Origin of the sequence: Kitasatospora sp. NPDC036755 (genome assembly GCF_040636595.1) — a bacterium.
Taxonomy (GTDB): Bacteria; Actinomycetota; Actinomycetes; order Streptomycetales; family Streptomycetaceae; genus Kitasatospora.
In genome coordinates, this window is sequence record NZ_JBEZUT010000161.1 from 1 (window position 1) to 19,538 (window position 19,538).

The window sequence follows — 19,538 nt, forward strand, 5'->3', positions numbered from 1 at the left end:
CGAGTTCGTGTCCATGCTGACGCAGAACGCGATCGAGGCGCGGCTGCTGCCGCTGAAGCTGGACGAGGTCCAGCTCAGCGACCAGAAGCCGGCCACCGGCCAGGGGGAACGGCTCGCGGCCAGGGCGGCCCGGCCGACGGCGCGGGCGGTGACGGCGCGGTCGCCGACCCGGGCCGCGGCGACCTCGTCGGCCCAGCGCTCCAGGTGGTACCCGAGGGGGGTGCGCAGCGGGCGGAGGGCCGGGTGGACGTGGGCGGCGTGTTCGGCGAGGGCGAGGAAGAGGTGGTGGCGGGCGGCCAGGTGGGCCCGTTCGTGGGCGAGCAGGGCGGAGCGTTCGGGGCCGCTGAGGGCGCGCAGCATGCCGGAGGTGACCACGATCCGGCCGGGCTCGCCCGGTCGGCCGGGGCGGCCCAGGCGGCCGGGCAGGGCGAAGGCGTCGGCGCACTCGTCGTCCAGGACGGTGAGCGGGTGGTCCGCGGGCCGCAGCAGGGTGGCGGGCCGCAGCAGGCCGACGCGCCGGAGGAGGGCGGTCGGCCAGGCCGAGGGGCGTGACCGGCGCACGGAGGCGCTCGGGGGGCGCATGTCCGGATGCTGGGCAGAGGAGGGGGCGCGGCCCGGTCGGCGGGCGCCCGGCCGGTCGGCGGGGTGGCCGTCGGCGAGACCGGGGGAGGGCTCCGCGTGGTGTCCGTGGCCCGGGAGCGCGGCCCGGGCGGTGCGCAGCTCCCGCAGCCGCCGGCCGGCGGTGTGCACCGCCAGCGCGATGAGCGCGAGGAGTGCGAGGGCCGCCAGCGAGGCCGCGAACGGCGCGTCGGGCGCGGCCGAGGTGAGCCAGGGCAGCGAGAGGTGGCCGAGGGCGGCGACCGGCGGGAGCTGGAGCAGGCCGGCGGTGGCCAGCAGGCCGAGCGAGCAGACGGTGCCGCCGGCCAGGACGGCGGAGCTGCCGGCCAGCATCCAGGCGGCGGCCCGCGGCGGCAGCGCCTCGGCGAGGCGGCGGGCCAGCGGGGCGGCGAGGAAGGGCAGCAGCAGGGGGACCCAGACGGCGAGCATCATCGGCCGGCCGCTCCCGGTAGGTCCCGCCCGGTCGGGTCCGCGTCCGGGGCGCCGTCGCCGAGGAGGTCGCGCAGCAGCTGCTCGTCCTCGGCGGAGAGGTCGGAGACGAAGCGGGCCAGCACGGTGGAGCGGTCGGCCTCGCGGCCGAGCTCGGTGTGCATCCGGCGGGCGGCGAGCCCCGCGGTGTCGTGGACGGTCGGGGTGTAGGCGTAGGCCCGGCCGGCCCGGGTGCGCTCGACCGTCCCCTTGTCGAACAGCCGGGCCAGGATCGTCGCGATGGTGGTGCGGGCGAGGTCCCCGCCGAGCGCGGCCTGGACGTCCTGCGGCGTCATCGGCTGCCGGGCGGACCAGAGGGCGGCCAGCACCTCGGCCTCCAGCTCCCCGGCGGGCCGGCGGGCGGACGGTACGTCGGGCATGGCGGCGCTTCCTCCAAGTTTCGTCTACAGTCATGTAGACCGTCTACGTCACTGTAGACGGTCGGGCGGGTTCCGGTGCGAACCGCCCTCCAACGTACGGGAGGTCCGTCGCCCTTGCTCCAGTTCCTCGCGGATCCGGCCGCTCACCTCGCGGTGAACCCGCTGGACGCGTCCTCGCTGCTCGCCGCGTTCGGCGCGCTCGGCATCGCCGCGGTGCTGTTCGCCGAGACCGGACTGCTGGTGGGCTTCTTCCTGCCCGGCGACTCGCTGCTGTTCACCGCCGGCCTGCTCTGCGTGCCCGGCGCCACCAAGGGGCCGCAGCTGGAGCTGTGGCAGGTGCTGCCCGCCGCCCTGGTCGGCGCGATCGGCGGGGCCCAGGTCGGCTACCTGATCGGCCGGCGCGGCGGCCGGGCGCTGCTCGCCCGGACCAGGCGCAAGAGCCTGCTGGAGGGCGTGGCGCGGGCCGAGGAACTGCTCGCCAGGTACGGCCACGGCAAGGCGATCGTGCTCGCCCGGTTCATCCCGGTGGTCCGAACGGTGCTGAATCCGCTCTGCGGCGTACTCGAAGTGCCGGTCCGCTCGTTCACCCTGTGGCAGGTGGCCGGAGGCGTGGTCTGGACGGTCGGCGTGGTGTTCGCCGGGTACGGGCTCGGATCGTCGATCCCCGGCATCGACCGATATCTGCTGCCGATCATCGGTCTGGTAGTAGTTGTCTCCGTGCTCCCCATTGTTCTCGAACTGTTCCGTGCCCGTAAGGCGCGACGTCACGGAGGTGACATGTGACTGCCTCACGGGCACTCGCCGTGTACGACGGCAGCGGAATCGACGGCGGCCTGTACACCCGCGTCAACGGCTGGGCGCAGTCGGCGCCGCACTGGCTGGACGAGCTGATCAAGGTCTGGTCGGCGCTCGGCCTCGGGCTGTTCGCGGTCTTCATGCTCTATGCCTGGTGGCGGGCGCGCGGCGCGGACTCGGCCGTGATGGCCCGGGTGCTCGCCTCGCCGGTGATCGTGGTCGTCGCGTACGCCGTCAACTCGGTGTTCAAGGGCATGGTCGAGGAGATCCGGCCGTGCGCGCAGATCCCCGGCAGCGTCGCACTGGAGACCTGCCCGGGCACCGGGGACTGGTCCTTCCCGAGCAACCACTCGGTGATCGCCTTCGCCGCCGCTGCCGCGCTCTGGTTCGTCGACCGGCGGCTCGGCTGGGTGGCCGGCCTGTTCGCGGTGCTGATGGCCGCCTCCCGGGTCTGGGTCGGCGTGCACTACCCGCACGACGTGGCGGTCGGCGCGCTGGTCGGGCTGCTGGTCGCGGTGGTGCTGGCGCCGCTCGCCGGGCGCTGCGGTCCGCTGGTGGACCGGATGCGGGCGAGCACGCTGCGGCCGCTGCTCGGGCCCGGGCGGCCGCAGCCGCTGGTGAACCACGGCCATTCGGCGTACCGGGCGCAGGGGCACTGACCCCGGCCGGCCCGCGGCCGGTCCCCGTTTGCGCGGTTTCGCGGCCAAGGCGCTCCCCAGTCCTGTCCGCCCCGCCCCTTGTCCGGTTTCGGACGACGGGTGGAGCATGTGAGCCGGGCGTGGAGCCTCCTCCGGGAGGCGCCCGCCCGGCTCAGTCGTGCTCGGGCGCGCGGGCGCCGGGCGTGCCAGTGGAGGGAGTGCCGAATGCCGTACCGACTCGACATCACGCAGGGGGACTGGCCGGGCGACCTGCTGCACAAGGGCGTGGAGGGGCTGCTCGCCGAGGCCATGGTGCTCACCCTCGCCACCGCGGGCCACGAGCACGGCCCGCACGCCAATCTGGCCTTCTTCGCCCACGACGACGACCTCGTCCTCTACTTCGTCAGCGAGCGGTCCACCCGGCACAGCCACCACCTGGCGGAGGAGGCCCGGGCCGCCGCCACCGTCTTCCTGCCGCCGCCGGTGTTCGGCGAGCAGCTGCGCGGCCTCCAGCTGTCCGGCAGCGCGAGCGAGGCCTGGGGGCGGCAGGCCGAGGCGGCGCTGGCCGCCTACCAGGGGCGCTACCCGGCCTTCGCGCAGGACGGGGAGACCCGGCGGCAGTTCCTCACCGGCGGCGGGGCGGCGGCGCTGTACCGCTTCCAGGTGGAGGAGCTGACGGCGGTGGACGAGCCGAACTTCGGGCGGCGCAACTACCTGCGAGCGCGGGTGGTGCGGTCGTAGCCGTCGAGGCCCACGGAGTGGGTTGTCTGTACAACTTCCCAGGTGGTTCATCTTCGGGACGGACCTCGTACGCCCCTCGGACACCTGGGCGCATCAGCCTGGACGCATGAGAGTCATCGTCGTAGGAGCAGGCGTGCTCGGCACCATGCACGCCTGGCAGGCCGTCGAGCGCGGTCACGAGGTCGTCCACCTGGAGCGCGAGGCGGAGGCCCGCGGCGCCTCGGTGCGCAACTTCGGCCTGGTCTGGGTCAGCGGCCGGGCGCAGGGCGAGGAACTGGACACCGCGCTGCGGGCCCGCGAGCTGTGGGAGTCCATCGGCTCCCGCGTCCCGGACCTCGGCTTCCGCGCCAACGGATCGCTCACCGCGATCCGCACCGAGGCCGAACTCGCCGTCGCCGAGCAGGCGCTGACCCTGCCGGACGCCGCCTCCCGCGGCTACCGGCTGCTCGACCCGGCGGAGACCCGCGCCGTCAACCCGGCCCTGCGCGGCAAGCTGCTCGGCGCCCTGTGGTGCGAGCGCGACGCCGCCGTCGAACCCCGCACCGCCCAGCCCGCGCTGCGCGCGCACCTGGAGTCCACCGGCCGGTACACCTTCCTGCCCGGGCGCGAGGTGCGCGAGGTCGTCGGCGAGAACGCCGTCCGCGACGACCACGGCGACGTCCACACCGGGGACCTGGTGATCCTCTGCACCGGCGCCTGGCTCGGCGGCCTGGTCCGCGAGCTCGCCCCCGCCCTGCCGGTCCGCCGGGTGCGGCTCCAGATGATGCAGACCGACCCGCTCGGCGAGGCCCTGACCACCTCCGTCGCCGACAGCGACAGCTTCCGCTACTACCCCGCCTTCGCCGGCACCGCCCTGGACCGGCTGCGCGAGACCCAGCCGCAGCCGCCGGTCGCCGCCGAGCACAAGATGCAGCTGCTGATGGTCCAGCGCCGTGACGGCGGCCTGACCATCGGCGACACCCACGAGTACGACCAGCCGTTCGGCTTCGACGTGGTCGAGGACCCGTACGACCACCTCGTGGGCGTCGTCGAGGAACTGCTCGGCCGCCCGATGCCGCGGATCCGCCGCCGCTGGGCCGGGGTGTACGCGCAGTGCGTCGACTCCACCCGGGTCGTCCACCGCGAGCGCGTGCGCGACGGCGTCTGGCTGGTCACCGGCCCCGGCGGCCGCGGCATGACCTGCTCGCCCGCCATCGCCGAGACCACCGCCGAACTCGCCAACCTGTAAGGAACGTTGTCATGACGAACGACATCCGCCTGGTCGTGCTGGACATGGCCGGCACCACCGTGGCCGACGACGGCCTGGTCGAGCAGGCCTTCACCGCGGCCGCCGCGAAGCTCGGCGTCGAGGCCGGCAGCCCGGAGTTCGACCCGATGCTGGCCCACGTCCGGGCCACCATGGGCGAGTCCAAGATCTCCGTCTTCCGGCACCTGTTCGGCGAGGAGGAGAAGGCCCAGCTGGCCAACGCCGCCTTCGAGGCCGCCTACGACGACCTGGTCGGCGCCGGCCACTGCGCCGCCCTGCCCGGCGCCGCCGAGGCGATCGCCGAACTGCGCGGCCAGGGCCGCACGGTGGTCCTCACCACCGGCTTCTCCCGGACCACCCAGGACCGCATCCTGGACGCCCTCGGCTGGCAGTCCGTCGCCGACCTGACCCTCTGCCCCGCCGAGGCCGGGCGCGGCCGCCCGTACCCCGACATGGTGCTCACCGCCCTGCTGCGCACCGGCACCGACTCGGTCCGCCAGATCGCCGTGGCCGGTGACACCGGCTACGACATGCTGACCGGCACCCGGGCCGGCGCCTCGATCGTCGCCGGCGTCCTCACCGGCGCCCACGACGAGGCCCGCCTGCGGGCCGACGGCGCCACCCACGTCCTCGGCTCGATCGCCGAACTGCCCGCCCTGCTGGGCTGACCGTCCGTCTCCCGCCCCGGATGCCCGGGGCGGGAGACGGACGGCTCAGGCGGACGACTCCTTCGGCCGGCGCACCGACCAGAGCACGGTGCCGTCGATCAGGACGTTGCAGCCGAGGAACGCCAGCAGGTAGGCGGAGGAGTCGGCCTCGCCGGGGAGCTTGGGGGCGACCCGCCCGGCCGGGTCCATCCGGACGGTGATCACCTGGCCGCGCTCGAACCGCGGGGAGTTCTCCGTGAGCGGGCCGCCCGGCACGTCGTCGTTCAGCTCCGTGGAGGCCAGGCTGTACGCCCGCCCGGTGCCGTGGAGCGCGTCGGTGACCTTCTCGTCGACGACCACGGCCCGCACGGTCCGCCCCGAACCCAGGATCAGGTTCGTCCAGGCCTCGGTGCCGGCCAGGTACGCGACGAAGCCGACGGCGGAGATGCCCAGGCCCCAGGCGACCATGTTCTTCTGGAACCGGGGGTTGCTGTCGGCGTCGCGGCGCACGGCGAACGCGTACAGCACGACCAGGGGGTGGGCGAGCCCCACCACCGCGGCGAGGAACGAGTTGACGTAGACGTCCAGCGCGATGACGCCGACGAGCACCGCCGTGGTGACGGCGATGAGGGACAGGGCCCCGCCGAGTCGGCGGGACCCGCTCTGGATGCCCTGGTCGGGCTGGGCGATCGTCACCCGAAGGCCTTCCGGATGTTGTCCTGCCGCTCGGGCGGCAGGGCGTTCGATGTCTCGTTCAGCGGGGGGTGGAAGGAGATCCCGCTGATGGCGGCTCCCACCAGGACCGACCAGCCGTCCCAGTAGTCCAGGTGCCGGGTGGAGAAGACGACGGCGAGCACGTGGGGGCTCCACGGGTGCGCGAACAGGGCCTCCAGCTGCCGGACGGTGGTGACGCCCGATCCCGGCAGGCCGTAGGCCGTCCCGGACACGGGTACGGCCAGGTCGCGGACGGTCACGGCGGCCCGGCCGAGCGGGAAGTCGAGGACCTCGACGTCGGCGTCCGGCCAGGCGGTCGCGAGCTCCCGGGCGACGCGCTGGGGGTAGCCGCCCGGGACGCCCTGCTCCTGCTCGCGCAGGTACAGGCTGAACACGCCCTGGACGATCTCGCCCTCCTCGGTCTGCACCAGGCAGTTGGAGACGTGCACGGCCCCCTCGCGCAGCTGCGCCTGGAGGGCGAGTTCGGCGGAGACGGCGATGCCGAGCTTCTGCTCCGGACCGGCGTCGGTGAGTCCGTCGAGCCCGTCCACGATCCGGCTCATCCGGTCGCCCGGGTCCTCGGACAGGTCGATGTCCGTGAACCCCTCGGGCAGGGAGAGCCAGAAGGACGGCGCGGTCGTGTCAGTCATGTCCCACTCCCCAGACACCGGTGACGATCGCGCTGCCGCCGCCGAGCAGCGCGGGCAGGATCCGGCCCTTGCCGCTGCCGCCGATGGCGCCGCCGGCACCGTTGAGCGCGGTGCCGCCGCCGGTGGTGTAGTTGACCGCGGCGCTCAGGCCCGGGCTCGGGTCGTCGGTGAAGAGGCCGGCGGCGGTGGGGGCGGTCAGCGCGACCCCGCCGGCCGCCTGCACGCCGTCGGAGACGTTCATCGCGGCGGCCTTGGAGAGCCCGAGCTTCATGGCGGGCTTCTCGATCGCCGTGGTGAAGACCGGGTTGGCCGGATCCATCGCCCGGGCGGCGACGCGGATCTCCTTGGCCCCGGCGCTCACGGCCTTGGCCCCGCCTTCGGCGGCGCGGGCGCCCCTGAACGCGGTGACCCCGCCCTTGAGGAGGGCGCCTCCGGGGAGGGCCCCGAGGAGGTCGCCGGCCAGGGTGAGGTCGTTGCCGAGGTTCGCCATGCTGGTCGGTATCAGTCCCTTGATGCCGTACTGCTTGGCGTGCAGGCCCGCCGCGCCGACGCTCAGCAGGATGGCGGGCAGGGCGAACGCGGGGCAGAAGATGGCCGCGACGCCGCAGATGCCGGATGCCACCGTCAGCAGGTCGCCGCCGTGGTTCTTGAACCAGTTGCCGATCTTGCTGAGCATGCCCGGCTCCGGCGGGGCCTTGCTGTCGGCGGCCTTGCGGACGGCCTCGGCCGTCTTCCGGGCGTCCGACCTGTGGGTCCCGGCGAGCTCGTGGGCCTGCTTCCGGAGGCCGGCCAGCTCGTTGGAGGCGCTGGTGAGCAGGGAGGCGGCGGAGTCCAGGTGGTTCTTCGCCGTGTTGTAGCGCTGCTCGGCGGCGGCGAGGCCGGCGTCGTCGGGGTAGGAGCGGCCGGCCAGTCGGAGGTCGGGGGCGGCGGCCGCGGCGCTGTGGGCCTTGTCCGCCTCGTCCTTCCTCTTCTTGGCGGCGACCGCGGAGGCGGCCAACTCGGCGGCCTTGGGCTGGTGTTCGGTCAGCGCCTTGTACCAGACGTCGAGCGCCGTGTAGGCCGAGGTGATCGAGTCGGCGGCGTCCTGGAGGTAGCCGGGGAGCTTGCCGAACTGCTCGGCGAACTTCTTGGCGGCCTCACCCGTCCACTGGCCCTCGTTGGCGGAGATCTGGGAGAGCGTGGTGTGCACGCCGGTCAGGTGCTGGCCGACCCGGCGCAGGCCGGTGCTGAGCGCGGTGACGGCGGCGGAGTCGCCGGGGGTGGGGTTGAAGCCGAGGCCGGACCAGTCGGGCGCCGGAGGCGTGGGGGTGCTCACGACTGCCCCGCCGGGGCGAGGACCTTGACGATGCTCTGCTCGGTGCCGTCGTAGTTCTTCTGCACCTGCTCAAGGCCCTCGTCCAGGGCCTTGACGCACTCGCGGACCTTCTTCAGGCCGAACTGCCACTTGTCCTTGAAGTGTCCGCAGGCCTCGTCCAGGAAGTCGAAGCCGGTGCCGGTGTGGCCGGCCGCCTCGAAGGCCTTGAGGCCCTGGTCGAGTTCGTCGGCACAGCCTTTGAGGTCTTGGGCCAGTTTTGCGAGGAATTCGGTACTGACTTTGAAGTCGGACACTTTCGCCCCCCGATGCGTCGAATGTCGGACCGGGCGAGCATAGCTCCGGCCGACGGGGGAGAGATCGTCACGGCCGGAATCGGAGGCGGTCGTTACGGGACTTTTACGGGCCGTCGACGCCTTCTTGACGTCGGCGGCCCAGATCCGAGGCGTATGCGTACGGTCGTTCTCAGCGGCGCCAGAAGCCGCGCTTCTTCGGGGTGACGAGCCGCACCACGGCCGCGACGAAGAGTTCGGCGACGGGGGAGGGCCCCTGCCCGTGGTTGAGGTGGCTTTCGGCGGTCCACTCGCCGAGGACGGTGCCGGGGCTGCCGTCGAGGGGGCTGAACGCGTGTTCCAGGGTCACGTAGCGGACGGTCCTGGAGCCCTGGGGCTGGACGGCGGCGACGAAGTGGGCCTCGGTGGCGCCGACCGGGGTGGGCAGGGTGACCAGCAGCATGTGGTGGCCGTCGACCGACAGGTGGCGGCAGTCGAGGCCGTGGCCGGGCAGGCGGTCCTCGGGCGGCAGGGTGCCGCCGAGGTCCTCCCAGATCTGGGTGACGACGGGCAGCAGGCTGCCGCCGTCCGGGGTCGGGGTGGCCACGCGCGGGCCGAACTCCAGCACCTGGCGGGCCAGCTCGCGGTGGACGAAGCGGTAGTGGTGTGGCCGGGGGTCCGTCATGGGGGACACCGTAGCGAAGCCGCCGGGGCGGGAGGTCGGCGCGTCCGACTTCCCGCCCCGGCAAGCGAGTTGGCCAGCATTGTTCTATCTGACTGACCGTCAGGAATCGGTTCCGCTCAGGAGTGTCCGCCCTTGAGGTTGAGCACGACCACCCCGACGATCACCAGTGCTATCCCCAGCCACTGGAGCCGTCCGAGCGACTCGCCGAAGGCGACCACGCCGATCCCGGCGACCGCCGCGGTGCCGGCGCCGGACCAGACCGCGTACGCGACCGAGACCGGTATGTGCTTGAGCGCGCGGCCGAGCAGCAGGAAGGAGAGGGCGTAGCCGATGCCGACGCCGAGGCTCGGCCAGAGCCGGGTGAACCCCTCGGTGAGCTTGAGGCAGCTGGTGGCGCAGACCTCACTGATGATGGCCAGGGCGAGCAGGAGATAGGGCATGTCAGGGTCGAACCGCGCCGGCCCCGGCGAGCTTCCCGAGCAGGGCGAGGTCGGCCTGCTCCAGGCTGGCGAGCAGGGTGATCCGCTCGCCCTCGGGCATCGGCACGGCGGTGGAGGGCACGGCGAGCACGGCGCAGCCGGCCGCGGTGGCGGAGGCGACCCCGGTCGGGGTGTCCTCGACGGCGAGGCAGGCGGCCGGGTCCAGTCCGAGCCGCTCGGCGGCGGCGAGGTACGGGTCGGGCGCGGGCTTGGTGCGCGCCGTCTCCTCGGCGGCCAGGGTGACGGCGAACCAGTCCCGGCCGATGGCGGACAGCACCAGGTCCACCACCCGGCGGGGGGAGGCGGAGACCAGCGCGGTCGGCACCCCGGCGTCGCGCAGCGCGGCCAGCAGGGCGAGCGCGCCGGGGCGCGGCACCGTCTCGGCGGCGACCTTGGCGGCGAAGGACTCGCCCAGCCGGGCGGCGAGTTCGGCCTCGCCGAGGGCGGTGCCGCTGACCCGGTGGAGGTGGGCGGCGGTGTGCTCGATGGCCTGGCCGAGCACCTCGGGGGCGTCCTCGTCGGTGAGCGGGCGGTCCAGTTCCTCGGCGAGTTCGGCGGCGGCCCGCCACCACAGCTGCTCGGTGTCGACCAGGGTGCCGTCCATGTCGAACAGGACGGCGGCGGGCAGGGCGGTGGCCGGGAGGGCGGTGGTCGGGAGGGCGGTGTCGGGCAGGGGGACGGGGCTCGCGGGCGGGTCGGTGGCGGGCCCGGGGGCCTCGGGGCGGGCGGAGTTCTCGGGCAGGACGGAGTCAGGCATGGCGGTACCTTCGGTGGTTCTTCCGGTGGTTCTTCCGGTGGTTCTTCGGTGCTCCGCGGGGCGGAGGGGGAGGTACGAGGCTCTCAGGCGGCGCGGCGGTCCACCAGGACCGGGCGCTCCGGCAGGGTGAGCGCGGCCCGGGCGCCGGCCGGCAGCGCGGCGGCGGCCTCGGTGGGCAGGTCGGCCTTGACCTCGGTGCCGTCGTCCAGCCGGACGGTGAGCCGGGTGACGGCGCCCAGGAAGGAGGCGGTGACCACCAGCGCGGGCCCGTCCTCGGCCGGGGTCAGGGTGACGTTCTCGGGGCGGACCAGCACCTGGAGCTCGCCGTCGGCCGGGACCACGCCGTCCACCGCGTGGCGGCGGCCGAGCACCTCGACGCCGTCCGAGGTGCGGGTGCACGGGATGCGGCTCATGGTGCCGACGAACTCGGCGACGAAGGCGGTGGCCGGCCGGCCGTACAGCTCGGACGGGGAGGCGCACTGCTCCAGCTTCCCGGCCCGCAGCACCGCGACCCGGTCGGCCATCGAGAGCGCCTCCTCCTGGTCGTGGGTGACGAACAGGGTGGTGATGCCCAGCTCCTGCTGGAGCCGGCGGATCTCGTCACGCAGCTGGAGGCGGACCTTGGCGTCCAGCGCGGACAGCGGCTCGTCCAGCAGCAGGACGCGCGGCTGGAGGGCGAGCGCGCGGGCGAGCGCGATGCGCTGCTGCTGGCCGCCGGACATCTGGTGCGGGTAGTGGTCGGCGCGGTGCGGCAGTCCGACCAGCTCCAGCAGCTCCTGGGCCCGCTTGCGGCGCTCGGCCTTGCCGGTGCCGCGCATCCGCAGCCCGAAGGCGACGTTGTCCAGGGCGGTCAGGTGCGGGAAGAGGCTGTAGGACTGGAACACCATGCCGGCGTCGCGCTTGTGCGCGGGGATCGCGGTGATGTCCTGGCCGTCGACCAGCACCTCGCCGGAGTCGTGCTGCTCGAAGCCGGCCAGGATGCGCAGCGCGGTGGTCTTGCCGCAGCCGGACGGGCCGAGCAGGGCGAGCAGTTCGCCCGGCCGGACGGTGAGGTCCAGGCCGTCGAGGGCGGTGGTGGCGCCGAACGCGCGGCGCAGGGAGCGGAATTCGACGGTGGCGCTGCCGGGGGAGAGCGAGGCGCCGGTGGCGATGGCGGTGGCCGTGGTCATGACTGGTGACTCCGGGGGGTTTCAGGAGGTGGCGGTCTTGGCGCGGCGCTCGCGCCCGGCGGTGGCCAGCAGGAGCAGCAGCAGCCAGGTGAGCAGCAGGCTCAGGATGGAGACCGCGACCGACATGTGGGCCTGGCTGTTGCCGACCGAGTAGATCCAGACCGGGAAGGGCTGGAAGCCGAGGATCGAGGCGGTGGTGAACTCGCCGAGGACCAGGGCCAGGGTGAGGAAGGAGGCGTTCAGCAGCGCCCCGCGCAGGTTGGGCAGGACGACCGTGAACACCGCGCGCGGCCAGCTCGCCCCGCAGTTGCGGGCGGCCTCGACCAGGGTGCGCACGTCCATCGAGCGCAGGCCGGCGTCCAGGGCGCGGTAGGCGAGCGGCAGGGCCATCAGCACGTAGGCGATGACCAGCACCAGCGGGAAGTCCGGGTCCTGGATGAACACGAAGGTCTGGAAGAACGGGGTGTCCATCAGGTAGTCCGGGCCCCAGCGGAGCACGCCGATCAGGCCGGCGGTCAGGGCGACCGGCGGGACGACCAGCGGCAGGGTGCAGAGCACGTCGATGACCGGGCGCAGCTTCGGCGAGCCGAGCCGGACGGAGATCAGCGCCGGGACGAGCAGGAGCAGCAGCACCACGACGGTGACGACGGCCAGGCCGAGGGTCAGCCAGAGGCTGTCCAGGAAGCCGGGGGCGGAGAGCAGGCCGGTGTAGGCCGAGAAGGAGATGCCCTGCGGGTCGTCGATCGAGAACCAGAAGGAGGCCGCGAGCGGGACGACGAAGTAGACGCCGGCGAGCAGCAGCACGGCTCCGCGCCACCAGCGCACGGTGCGTCGGCCGGGGCGGGCGGGGGTGGTCAGCTGAGCCATCGGGCGCTCCGGCGCTGGAGGGGGAGGTACACGGCCATCACCAGGACGGCCACGACGATCATGTTGAGGCTGAGGGCGAGGGCGAGGTTGCCCTGGCCGACCAGCACGTTGCCGGAGAGCGCGTCCGCGATCGAGCGGCTGACCAGCGGGACGGTCGCGCCCACCATGGCGGCGGCCGTCGCGTAGGCGGCGAAGGCGCTGCCGAAGAGCAGCACGAAGCCGCCGAGCAGCGAGGGCGCCAGGATCGGCAGGGCGACGTGCAGCCAGTACTGGACGGAGGTGGCGCGGTTGTTCTGGGCCGCCTCGCGCCACTGGGTCCGCAGGCCGTCCAGCGCCGGGGTGATGGTGAGCACCATCAGCGGGACGAGGAAGTACAGGTAGACGATCGTCAGGCCGGTGAACGAGTACAGCGACCAGCCGTGGTCGGTGAGGTGCAGCAGCTTGGTGATCTCGCCGGCGTTGCCGAGGGTGGCGACGAACGCGAAGGCGAGCGGCAGGCCGCCGAAGTTGGCGAGCACGCCGGAGGCGGTGAGGACCGCCTGGCGCAGCCAGCCGTGCCGGGAGGTGACGACGGCCTGGGCGAGCGGCAGGCCGAGCACGGTGGCGAGCAGCGCGGTCAGCGCGGAGAGCTTGAGGCTGCTCAGCATCGCCGTCTGGTAGCCGCCCTGGACGGAGGCCGTCAGGTTGTCGAAGGTGAACTGCCCGGCCCCGCTCTCCGCGTCGCTGGAGGTGGTGAACGCGCCGATCACGATGGCGACGGTGGGAAGCCCGAAGCCGATCAGGAAGAACACCAGCAGCGGCACGGCGGCCAGCCAGGACGCGCCGCCGAGGCGGGCGAGCGGCCGGCGCCGCGGGGAGGGGGCGGTGGTGGGGGAAGCGGTCGTGGCGGTGGCGGACGCCCCCGCGCCGCCACCGGGGGAGGTGGCGGCGGGGGTGGTCGGCACCGGGGTGGGAGCCGTGGTCATGAGTGCCTTTTCTCAGCCCGAAGTGCGGTACGTGGCCGGGGTGTCAGCCCGAGACGGCCTTGGTCCAGTTCTCGGTGACGACCTTCTTGGCCGCGTTGATCTGGTCGACGGACGGGAAGGTGGTGAACGGCTTCTCGACGGTCGGCAGCTTGGCGGCCGCGGTGGTGTCCAGGGTGCCGTCCGTCTTCAGGGCCTCGAAGGTGGAGGGGGTGGCGTAGCCGCCGAGGAAGAGGTTCTGGCCCTCGGTGCTGAACAGGTACTCCTGCCACAGGCGGGCGGCAGCCGGGTGCGGGGCCCACTTGTTGACGGCCTGGTTGTAGAACTGGGCGTAGGAGCCGTCGGTCGGGATGGAGACCTTCCAGTCGACGCCCTTGTCCTTGAACTCGTCGGTGTAGCCGGCGTTCAGGTAGGACCAGTCGATCGAGATCGGGGTCTCGCCCTTCTCGACGGTGGCCGGGGTCGACTCGACCGGGTTGAAGTTGCCGGACTGCTTCAGCTTGGCGAAGAAGTCGATGCCGGGCTGGATGTTGTCCAGCGAGCCGCCGTTGGCGAGCGCGGCCGCGTAGACGCCGCCGAAGGCCGAACCGGACTTGGTCGGGTTGCCGTTGAGGGCGACCTGGCCCTTGTACTCCGGCTTGAGCAGGTCGGCGAAGGTCTTCGGGCAGTTGGCGATCTTCTTGGCGTCGCAGCCGATGGAGACGTAGCCGCCGTAGTCGTTGACGGCGGCGCCGTTCGCGTCCTTCATGGTGTCCGGCACCTTGTCGAAGGTGGCGACCTTGTAGGGGGCGAGGATGCCGTCCTTGACCGCCTGGAGGGCGAAGGCGCTGCCCAGGTCGACCACGTCGGGAGCGCGGTCCTGGCCCTTGCGGGAGTTGATCGCGTTGATCTCGTCCTGGCTGGAGCCGTCCGGGTTCTCCTCCTCGACCTCGATGCCGTACTTGGCCTTGAAGCTGTCGATGATCTTGCCGTAGTTCGCCCAGTCCCGGGGCAGCGTGATGACGTGCAGCTTGCCCTCCTTCTTGGCGGCGGCGACCAGGCCGTCCATGCCGCCGAAGTCGGCGACGGAGGTGGCCGTCTTGGCGTCCTTGGCACCGCCGTTGGCGGCGTCGCCGGACTTGGCGCTCGAACCGGCGGAGCCGCAGGCGGTGAGGGAGAGCGCAGCGGCGGTCAGTACGGCCGCGAAGGCGGCGGTGCGGGCGCGGTGCACGGTCACGGGGAAGTCTCCTGTTGAGGGGCGTACTGCGAGGGGCGTCCGCGGGGGGTTCCGCGGGTCTGCGTCGTACGAAGGGCGGCGGACCGGCCGGGTGGGCAATCGATCGACGTCGTCCGAGTTGACTAGCCAACTTCGCTGACAGCAGTAAGTACGCCGGAGCCCGGTGACGGGAAGGTGAACGGACGGCCCAGAACCGGGGTCGGCTGCGGGAACGGTCGAATCCGGCCATCGGAGCGTGAACCGTTCGGTGCGATGCTTCGAAGGCGCAGCGGGATAAGGTCGGGCTGTCCGCGCCGGTACGGCTGCGCAGGACACCGCCCCAGGAGGGACATTGACTGACGTGGCAACTGAGCCCCAGCGCCCCGAGGCCGCGGGGCGGCCGGCAGCCGGGAACCACTCGGCGGCCGGGGACGCCCCGGCCGAACGCCCCGGCGCGCTGTACCGGAAGGTGGCCGCCGACCTGCGCGAGGCGATCACCACCGGCGCCTACGGCGAGGCCGGCCGGCTGCCCGCCGAGGGCGCGCTCGCCGAACAGTACGGCGTCTCGCGCGGCACCGTCCGCCAGGCCCTCGCGGTGCTGCGCTCCGACGGGCTCGTCACCTCCCGCCGCGGCACCCGCCGGGTCGTCCTCGGCGGCGCCCGGGTGCAGAGCTTCTCCGAACTGCTCAGCTTCACCCACTGGGCGTACTCGATGGGCGAGGAGCCCGGCGGCATCCTCGACTCGCTGGTGCGCCGCCCGGCCGACGCCGCCGAGCGCGAACAGCTGCGCCTGGAGCCGGGCGCCGAGGTGTACGTCATCGTCCGGCTGCGGACGCTGTCCGGCACGCCGGTGATGGTCGAGCGCACCGTCTACCCGCCGCGGGTCGGCGAGATCGTCGCCGAGCTGCCGCCGGACGTCGTCTCGCACACCGAAGTGCTGCGCGAGCACGGCATCCTGTTCACCGACGCGGACCACACCATCGACGTCGTCCCGGCCAACGCCGAGGACGCCCGGCTGCTCGGCTGCCGCCGGGGCGGTCCGCTGCTGCGCGAACGGCGCCGCACGACCGACCCGACGGGCACGCCGGTGGAGTGGTCCCAGGACCGCTACCTGCCCGGGACGGTGGCGTTCAGCGTGCACAACTCCCTTGCCACGTCGGCGCTTTCGCGGCACGCGCGGGAGCTCGACTGAGCCGATCCCGGGTGCCGCCCGGCCGTCCCCGGGTGCGGCCCGGGCGTCGCCGGTGCGGGCCGGCTCAGTGCATGAGGGCGGCCAGCAGCGGGCGGTAGTGCGCGAAGCCGGGCGTCGCGGTGCCGGCCACCTTGGCCTGCTCGTCCCAGCGCCGCACCGCCACCGCGTCCCGCGCGCCCGGGAGTTCGGCGAAGGCGGCGGCCTGCCGCTCGTCCATCGGACCGCCCTGGACGCTCAGGGTGTACTCGGAGGCCAGGGAGAGCCGCTCGCGGTACCCGGGCTCGACCGCGCACAGGTAGCGCTTGGCGGCCACGTGCAGCCGGACCGGCTCGGTGACCTCGGGGCCGAACCAGCGGGCCAGCCAGTCGGCGCCGGAGTCGCTGTGCCGGTTGTCCTGACCCTCCATCAGATCCCGTCCGTGCAGGGCTCCGTGGAAGTGGCCGACGTCGTGCAGCAGTGCGGCGGCGACCAGGTGGTCCGGGGCCCCGGCGGCCTCGGCCGCGGCGGCGGCCTGGAGCATGTGCTCGGCCATGGTGACCTCCTCGCCCAGGTACTCCCCGGCGCCCTCGCCGGCGAACAGCGCGGCGATCGCGTCCAGGGCCTCGGCGCGGCGGTGCAGCACGGCGAGGGTGCTGTTCAGCGAGTCGAGGTCGGCGTAGCAGCCCTGGAGGTGGCGGTGGCCGTTCTGCTGGAAGGCCGTCCGGGCGTGCATCAGGCGGGTGTTGTCGAAGACCAGGCAGTCGCCGGGGCCCAGCCGGAAGGTGAGCCGGAGCCCGGGGCGCAGGGTGATCTCCGCGAAGCGGCGGTAGGCGGCGTAGAAGGCGTCCAGCTCGGCCGGGGCGAGGCCGCGCAGGGTGCCGATCGAGCGGTTGTTGAACCGGACCTCGCGGATCCGGCCGCGCGGGTCCACCTCGATCAGCGGGCGGTCGGCGCGCAGCTCGGTGCGGCGGTCGCGGAAGACGAACGGGACGGGCGTGCGGGTGAGGACCTCGAACGCCTCCGGGGCCTCCTCCCGGAGGAGCGCCGCGGCCTTGAACCCGTCCACCAGGCCGGAGTCGCCGCCGGTCGCCGAGTTCTCCAGGCAGTGCAGCAGCTGGAGGGTCGGCACCGGGTCCCGGTAGGGGTTGTCGGTGTGCGGGGCGATGCCGACGCTGGTGAAGGCGAGGTTGTTCGGGTCCGGCTCGACCCGGACGTCGAACAGCTCCCCGTAGTTGGTGACCCGGACGTAGCCGAAGCTCTCCGCCACCCGCAGCACCTGCCGCTCGACGGTCGGCACCCCGCGCAGCACGGCGAAGCCGCTGTCCCGGACGGCGGCCAGCACCGCGGCCCGCTCGGCCGGGTCGGTCAGGTAGGCCTCCCAGGATGCCTCCGGGACGCCGGCGGCGAAGTCCGCCGCCGTCCAGAGCCGCTTGTTCCGCTCGGTGCGCCCGTCGCCGTCGTCCGCGCGGTCGAGCCACTCCAGCGGGTAGCGGGAGCGGTGCCCGTCCGACCAGAGCACCTCCAGGTGTCCGTCGGTCCGCTCGCTGCCGGCGACCGCGAGGCCCTCGGGCAGGTCGTCGATCTGGAACAGCTTCTGCCCGTTGCGCGGGTCCCGGCACTCGGCGCAGGGGCAGTTGTCGCGCAGCCAGTACGGCGGCAGCTCGGTCATCGGTCTCTCCCTCGGCGGCACTTCGGCTGTCATGTCGGGTGAAGTTGTATAGCCAACTTCAACTCCTGTTTCGGAGCCTGCCTGCCGTTGGTGAGTTCCACGTGCCCGGCAGGTGAACGTCGCGGGAACTGTGCCGGCGCCGGCGGCCGGACCCCGTGTGCACCGGTCCGGTCCGGCCGGAAGCCGCGGACGCCGCCCCGCCGACACCCGCCGAGGCCCCCACCCGCGCGTTCCGCGGGGCGGCCGGAGTGCCGCCCCGAGCCTCCCGGCCCCCGGCCCCGGCGGCCGCTGTTCGGGTGAGGGGCGCGGGGTGCGGGGCGTTTCGGGGCGGGCGGGAGGCGGGGCTGCGGCACTGTCGGAGGACTTCCTCCTGCTTCGAGAGGCGATCGGCCATGGCCCATTCCTCCTCCAATCCGCCCGGATCGGGGCACACCGGGCTGCGGCGCGAGGTCGGCGTCATCGGCCTGCTCTGGGCCTCGGTCGGGGCGATCATCGGCTCCGGCTGGCTGTTCGGCGCGCAGAAGGCGGCGGTGGCGGCCGGTCCGGCGGCACTGCTGTCCTGGGGCATCGGCGCGGTGGCGATCGTGCTGCTGGCGCTGGTGCACGCCGAACTCGGCGGGCTGTTCCCGGTGGCGGGCGGCACGGCGCGCTACCCGCACTACGCCTTCGGCGGGTTCGCCGGGATGTCCTTCGGCTGGTTCACCTGGCTGCAGGCCGCGACCATCGCGCCGATCGAGGTGCAGGCGATGATCAACTACGCCCAGCACTGGAGCTGGGCGGACGGCCTGCTGAACCGGAACCTGACGCTGACCGGCTGGGGGTTCGTCGTCGCGGCCGTCCTGCTCGGAGTCTTCGTCGCGGTCAACTTCCTCGGCGTGCGGCTGCTCGCCCACACCAACAGCGCGGCCACCGTGTGGAAGGTCGCCATCCCCGTGCTGACCATCTTCGCGCTCGGCATCTCCGAGTTCCACGGCTCCAACTTCGACGTGCACGGCTTCGCGCCCGACGGCGCCAAGGGCGTGCTCGCCGCGATCAGCAGCAGCGGGGTGATCTTCGCGCTGCTCGGCTTCGAACAGGCCATCCAGTGGGCGGGGGAGAGCCGCAACCCGCGCCGGGACATCCCGCGCGCGGTGCTCGGCTCGGTGGTCATCGGCACCGTCGTCTACGTGATGCTCCAGGTGGTGTTCATCGGCGCGCTGCCGCCGGAGACCTTCGCCCGGGGCTGGAGCACGCTCGACTACCCCGGGATCAGCGGACCGTTCGCCGGCCTGGCGACCCTGATCGGCCTGGGCTGGCTGGCCACCGTGCTGTTCATCGACGCGGTCATCTCCCCGGCCGGCACCGGGCTGGTCTACATCACCTCCAGCTCCCGGGTCACCTACGGCCTGAGCCGCAACGGTTACGCGCCGCAGGCGCTGCAGTCCACCGACAAGCGCGCGGTGCCCTGGCTCGGCCTGCTGATCGCCTGGGTGGCCGGGGTGCTCTGCTTCCTGCCCTTCCCGAGCTGGCAGCGGCTGGTCGGCTTCATCACCTCGGCGGTGGTGCTGATGTACGCGGGCGCCCCGCTGGCCTTCGGCGTGCTGCGCAAGCGGCTGCCGCGGATGGAGCGCTCGTACCACCTGCCCGCCGGCGCGGTGGTCTCGCCGCTGGCCTTCGTGGTGGCGAGCCTGGTCATCTACTGGTCCGGCTGGGACACCCTGTGGCGGCTGGGCCTGGCGATCGTGATCGGCTACCTGCTGCTCGGCGGGTACTCCTGGTACGCGCGCTCGAAGGGGCTGCCCAACGCGCCCCGGATGGACTTCCGGGCCGGGCAGTGGCTGCCGGTCTACCTGGTCGGCATGGGCCTGATCTCCTGGCAGGGCACCTTCGGCGTGGGCGCGCGGGGGAACCTGCCGCTGTGGTGGGACATCGCCGTCGTGGTGGCGTTCTCGCTGGTCGTCTACTACTGGGCGCTGGCGATCGCGCTGCCGGCGGAGGAGATCGAGCGGAACATCCGCGGTGTGGAGGTGGTGGACACCAACGGGCACTGAGCGGCCGTCCCGGCGCGAACCCGTACGGCCGCGGCCCCCGGAGGACGTCCTCCGGGGGCCGCGGCCGTACGGG

Annotated in this window: 21 protein-coding genes; 7 read left to right on the top strand and 14 right to left on the bottom strand. The window is 73.4% G+C overall.

Going from position 1 to position 19,538, the window contains the following annotated elements; genetic code table 11:
- Together AB0E96_RS23365 and AB0E96_RS23370 are read right to left on the bottom strand one after the other, a co-directional pair.
- The coding region (locus AB0E96_RS23365; protein ID WP_359826881.1) for a M56 family metallopeptidase at nucleotides 1-1,050 on the bottom strand (1,050 nt) is incomplete at its 3' end.
- Nucleotides 1,047-1,466, bottom strand: a complete 420-nt coding sequence (locus AB0E96_RS23370) for a BlaI/MecI/CopY family transcriptional regulator (protein ID WP_359826884.1) — start codon at nucleotides 1,464-1,466, stop codon at nucleotides 1,047-1,049. The genes AB0E96_RS23370 and AB0E96_RS23365, both read right to left, overlap by 4 nt.
- Before the next feature lie 114 nt (nucleotides 1,467-1,580).
- Here AB0E96_RS23370 and AB0E96_RS23375 point away from each other — a divergent pair, with 114 nt between their 5' ends.
- From AB0E96_RS23375 to AB0E96_RS23395, 5 genes are all read left to right on the top strand, one after another.
- Nucleotides 1,581-2,249: a DedA family protein gene (locus AB0E96_RS23375; protein ID WP_359826887.1), complete on the top strand. Its 669-nt coding sequence runs from the start codon at nucleotides 1,581-1,583 to the stop codon at nucleotides 2,247-2,249.
- Nucleotides 2,246-2,920: a phosphatase PAP2 family protein gene (locus tag AB0E96_RS23380; protein WP_359826889.1), complete on the top strand. Its 675-nt coding sequence runs from the start codon at nucleotides 2,246-2,248 to the stop codon at nucleotides 2,918-2,920. The genes AB0E96_RS23375 and AB0E96_RS23380 overlap by 4 nt, the downstream gene beginning before the upstream one ends.
- A 204-nt stretch (nucleotides 2,921-3,124) precedes the next feature.
- The gene (locus AB0E96_RS23385) at nucleotides 3,125-3,640 is read left to right on the top strand and encodes a pyridoxamine 5'-phosphate oxidase family protein (RefSeq protein WP_359826892.1); all 516 of its coding nucleotides are present in this window, start codon (nucleotides 3,125-3,127) and stop codon (nucleotides 3,638-3,640) included.
- Nucleotides 3,641-3,746: 106 nt separating this feature from the next.
- A complete protein-coding gene (locus AB0E96_RS23390; RefSeq protein WP_359826895.1) occupies nucleotides 3,747-4,868 on the top strand; it encodes a TIGR03364 family FAD-dependent oxidoreductase in 1,122 nt (373 codons plus the stop codon).
- Between the two features lie 11 nt (nucleotides 4,869-4,879).
- Nucleotides 4,880-5,554 (top strand): phosphonatase-like hydrolase, encoded by a 675-nt coding sequence (locus AB0E96_RS23395; protein ID WP_359826897.1) that lies wholly within the window; start codon nucleotides 4,880-4,882, stop codon nucleotides 5,552-5,554.
- Between the two features lie 45 nt (nucleotides 5,555-5,599).
- Here the strand turns inward: AB0E96_RS23395 and AB0E96_RS23400 are convergent, their stop codons facing one another.
- The 11 genes from AB0E96_RS23400 to AB0E96_RS23450 all read right to left on the bottom strand — a co-directional run bounded on the left by AB0E96_RS23400 (nucleotide 5,600) and on the right by AB0E96_RS23450 (nucleotide 14,616).
- Nucleotides 5,600-6,229: a hypothetical protein gene (locus AB0E96_RS23400; RefSeq protein WP_359826900.1), complete on the bottom strand. Its 630-nt coding sequence runs from the start codon at nucleotides 6,227-6,229 to the stop codon at nucleotides 5,600-5,602.
- The gene (locus AB0E96_RS23405; RefSeq protein WP_359826903.1) at nucleotides 6,226-6,897 is read right to left on the bottom strand and encodes a hypothetical protein; all 672 of its coding nucleotides are present in this window, start codon (nucleotides 6,895-6,897) and stop codon (nucleotides 6,226-6,228) included. Before AB0E96_RS23405 ends, AB0E96_RS23400 begins: the two co-directional genes overlap by 4 nt.
- On the bottom strand, nucleotides 6,890-8,212 hold the full coding sequence (locus AB0E96_RS23410) for a putative T7SS-secreted protein (RefSeq protein ID WP_359826905.1): 1,323 nt from the start codon (nucleotides 8,210-8,212) through the stop codon (nucleotides 6,890-6,892). Before AB0E96_RS23410 ends, AB0E96_RS23405 begins: the two co-directional genes overlap by 8 nt.
- On the bottom strand, nucleotides 8,209-8,505 hold the full coding sequence (locus AB0E96_RS23415; protein ID WP_049654274.1) for a hypothetical protein: 297 nt from the start codon (nucleotides 8,503-8,505) through the stop codon (nucleotides 8,209-8,211). Before AB0E96_RS23415 ends, AB0E96_RS23410 begins: the two co-directional genes overlap by 4 nt.
- A 169-nt stretch (nucleotides 8,506-8,674) precedes the next feature.
- Entirely contained in the window at nucleotides 8,675-9,166 is a 492-nt protein-coding gene (locus AB0E96_RS23420; RefSeq protein ID WP_359826908.1) for a hypothetical protein, read from the bottom strand.
- A gap of 116 nt (nucleotides 9,167-9,282) precedes the next feature.
- Nucleotides 9,283-9,606 carry a multidrug efflux SMR transporter gene (locus tag AB0E96_RS23425; protein WP_359826910.1) on the bottom strand — a complete coding sequence of 108 codons (324 nt, stop codon included), beginning with the start codon at nucleotides 9,604-9,606 and terminating at the stop codon, nucleotides 9,283-9,285.
- 1 nt (nucleotide 9,607) lies between these two features.
- Nucleotides 9,608-10,402, bottom strand: coding sequence for an HAD family phosphatase (locus tag AB0E96_RS23430; protein ID WP_359826913.1), 795 nt, complete (start codon nucleotides 10,400-10,402; stop codon nucleotides 9,608-9,610).
- Between the two features lie 83 nt (nucleotides 10,403-10,485).
- On the bottom strand, nucleotides 10,486-11,571 hold the full coding sequence (locus tag AB0E96_RS23435; protein WP_359826915.1) for an ABC transporter ATP-binding protein: 1,086 nt from the start codon (nucleotides 11,569-11,571) through the stop codon (nucleotides 10,486-10,488).
- Nucleotides 11,572-11,592: 21 nt separating this feature from the next.
- Nucleotides 11,593-12,438, bottom strand: a complete 846-nt coding sequence (locus tag AB0E96_RS23440; protein ID WP_359826917.1) for an ABC transporter permease subunit — start codon at nucleotides 12,436-12,438, stop codon at nucleotides 11,593-11,595.
- A complete protein-coding gene (locus AB0E96_RS23445) occupies nucleotides 12,426-13,403 on the bottom strand; it encodes an ABC transporter permease subunit (protein ID WP_359826919.1) in 978 nt (325 codons plus the stop codon). The genes AB0E96_RS23440 and AB0E96_RS23445 overlap by 13 nt, the downstream gene beginning before the upstream one ends.
- A gap of 43 nt (nucleotides 13,404-13,446) precedes the next feature.
- Nucleotides 13,447-14,616, bottom strand: a complete 1,170-nt coding sequence (locus AB0E96_RS23450) for an extracellular solute-binding protein (protein ID WP_359826922.1) — start codon at nucleotides 14,614-14,616, stop codon at nucleotides 13,447-13,449.
- A gap of 340 nt (nucleotides 14,617-14,956) precedes the next feature.
- On the opposite strand from AB0E96_RS23450, the gene AB0E96_RS23455 reads away from it, so the two are divergent.
- The gene (locus AB0E96_RS23455) at nucleotides 14,957-15,787 is read left to right on the top strand and encodes a GntR family transcriptional regulator (protein ID WP_359826925.1); all 831 of its coding nucleotides are present in this window, start codon (nucleotides 14,957-14,959) and stop codon (nucleotides 15,785-15,787) included.
- 64 nt (nucleotides 15,788-15,851) lie between these two features.
- Here the strand turns inward: AB0E96_RS23455 and AB0E96_RS23460 are convergent, their stop codons facing one another.
- Nucleotides 15,852-17,435: a phosphonate degradation HD-domain oxygenase gene (locus AB0E96_RS23460; protein ID WP_359826927.1), complete on the bottom strand. Its 1,584-nt coding sequence runs from the start codon at nucleotides 17,433-17,435 to the stop codon at nucleotides 15,852-15,854.
- A gap of 392 nt (nucleotides 17,436-17,827) precedes the next feature.
- On the opposite strand from AB0E96_RS23460, the gene AB0E96_RS23465 reads away from it, so the two are divergent.
- A complete protein-coding gene (locus tag AB0E96_RS23465) occupies nucleotides 17,828-19,465 on the top strand; it encodes an APC family permease (RefSeq protein ID WP_359826930.1) in 1,638 nt (545 codons plus the stop codon).
- The last annotated feature ends 73 nt before the right edge of the window (nucleotides 19,466-19,538 follow it).

Coding starts and splice junctions, on each gene's coding strand:
- AB0E96_RS23460 (WP_359826927.1), bottom strand. CDS start 17,435: ATGACCGAGCTGCCGCCGTACTGGCTGCGCGACAACTGCCCCTGCGCC.
- AB0E96_RS23465 (WP_359826930.1), top strand. CDS start 17,828: ATGGCCCATTCCTCCTCCAATCCGCCCGGATCGGGGCACACCGGGCTG.
- AB0E96_RS23435 (WP_359826915.1), bottom strand. CDS start 11,571: ATGACCACGGCCACCGCCATCGCCACCGGCGCCTCGCTCTCCCCCGGC.
- AB0E96_RS23445 (WP_359826919.1), bottom strand. CDS start 13,403: ATGACCACGGCTCCCACCCCGGTGCCGACCACCCCCGCCGCCACCTCC.
- AB0E96_RS23405 (WP_359826903.1), bottom strand. CDS start 6,897: ATGACTGACACGACCGCGCCGTCCTTCTGGCTCTCCCTGCCCGAGGGG.
- AB0E96_RS23440 (WP_359826917.1), bottom strand. CDS start 12,438: ATGGCTCAGCTGACCACCCCCGCCCGCCCCGGCCGACGCACCGTGCGC.
- AB0E96_RS23385 (WP_359826892.1), top strand. CDS start 3,125: ATGCCGTACCGACTCGACATCACGCAGGGGGACTGGCCGGGCGACCTG.
- AB0E96_RS23430 (WP_359826913.1), bottom strand. CDS start 10,402: ATGCCTGACTCCGTCCTGCCCGAGAACTCCGCCCGCCCCGAGGCCCCC.
- AB0E96_RS23390 (WP_359826895.1), top strand. CDS start 3,747: ATGAGAGTCATCGTCGTAGGAGCAGGCGTGCTCGGCACCATGCACGCC.
- AB0E96_RS23420 (WP_359826908.1), bottom strand. CDS start 9,166: ATGACGGACCCCCGGCCACACCACTACCGCTTCGTCCACCGCGAGCTG.
- AB0E96_RS23395 (WP_359826897.1), top strand. CDS start 4,880: ATGACGAACGACATCCGCCTGGTCGTGCTGGACATGGCCGGCACCACC.
- AB0E96_RS23370 (WP_359826884.1), bottom strand. CDS start 1,466: ATGCCCGACGTACCGTCCGCCCGCCGGCCCGCCGGGGAGCTGGAGGCC.
- AB0E96_RS23425 (WP_359826910.1), bottom strand. CDS start 9,606: ATGCCCTATCTCCTGCTCGCCCTGGCCATCATCAGTGAGGTCTGCGCC.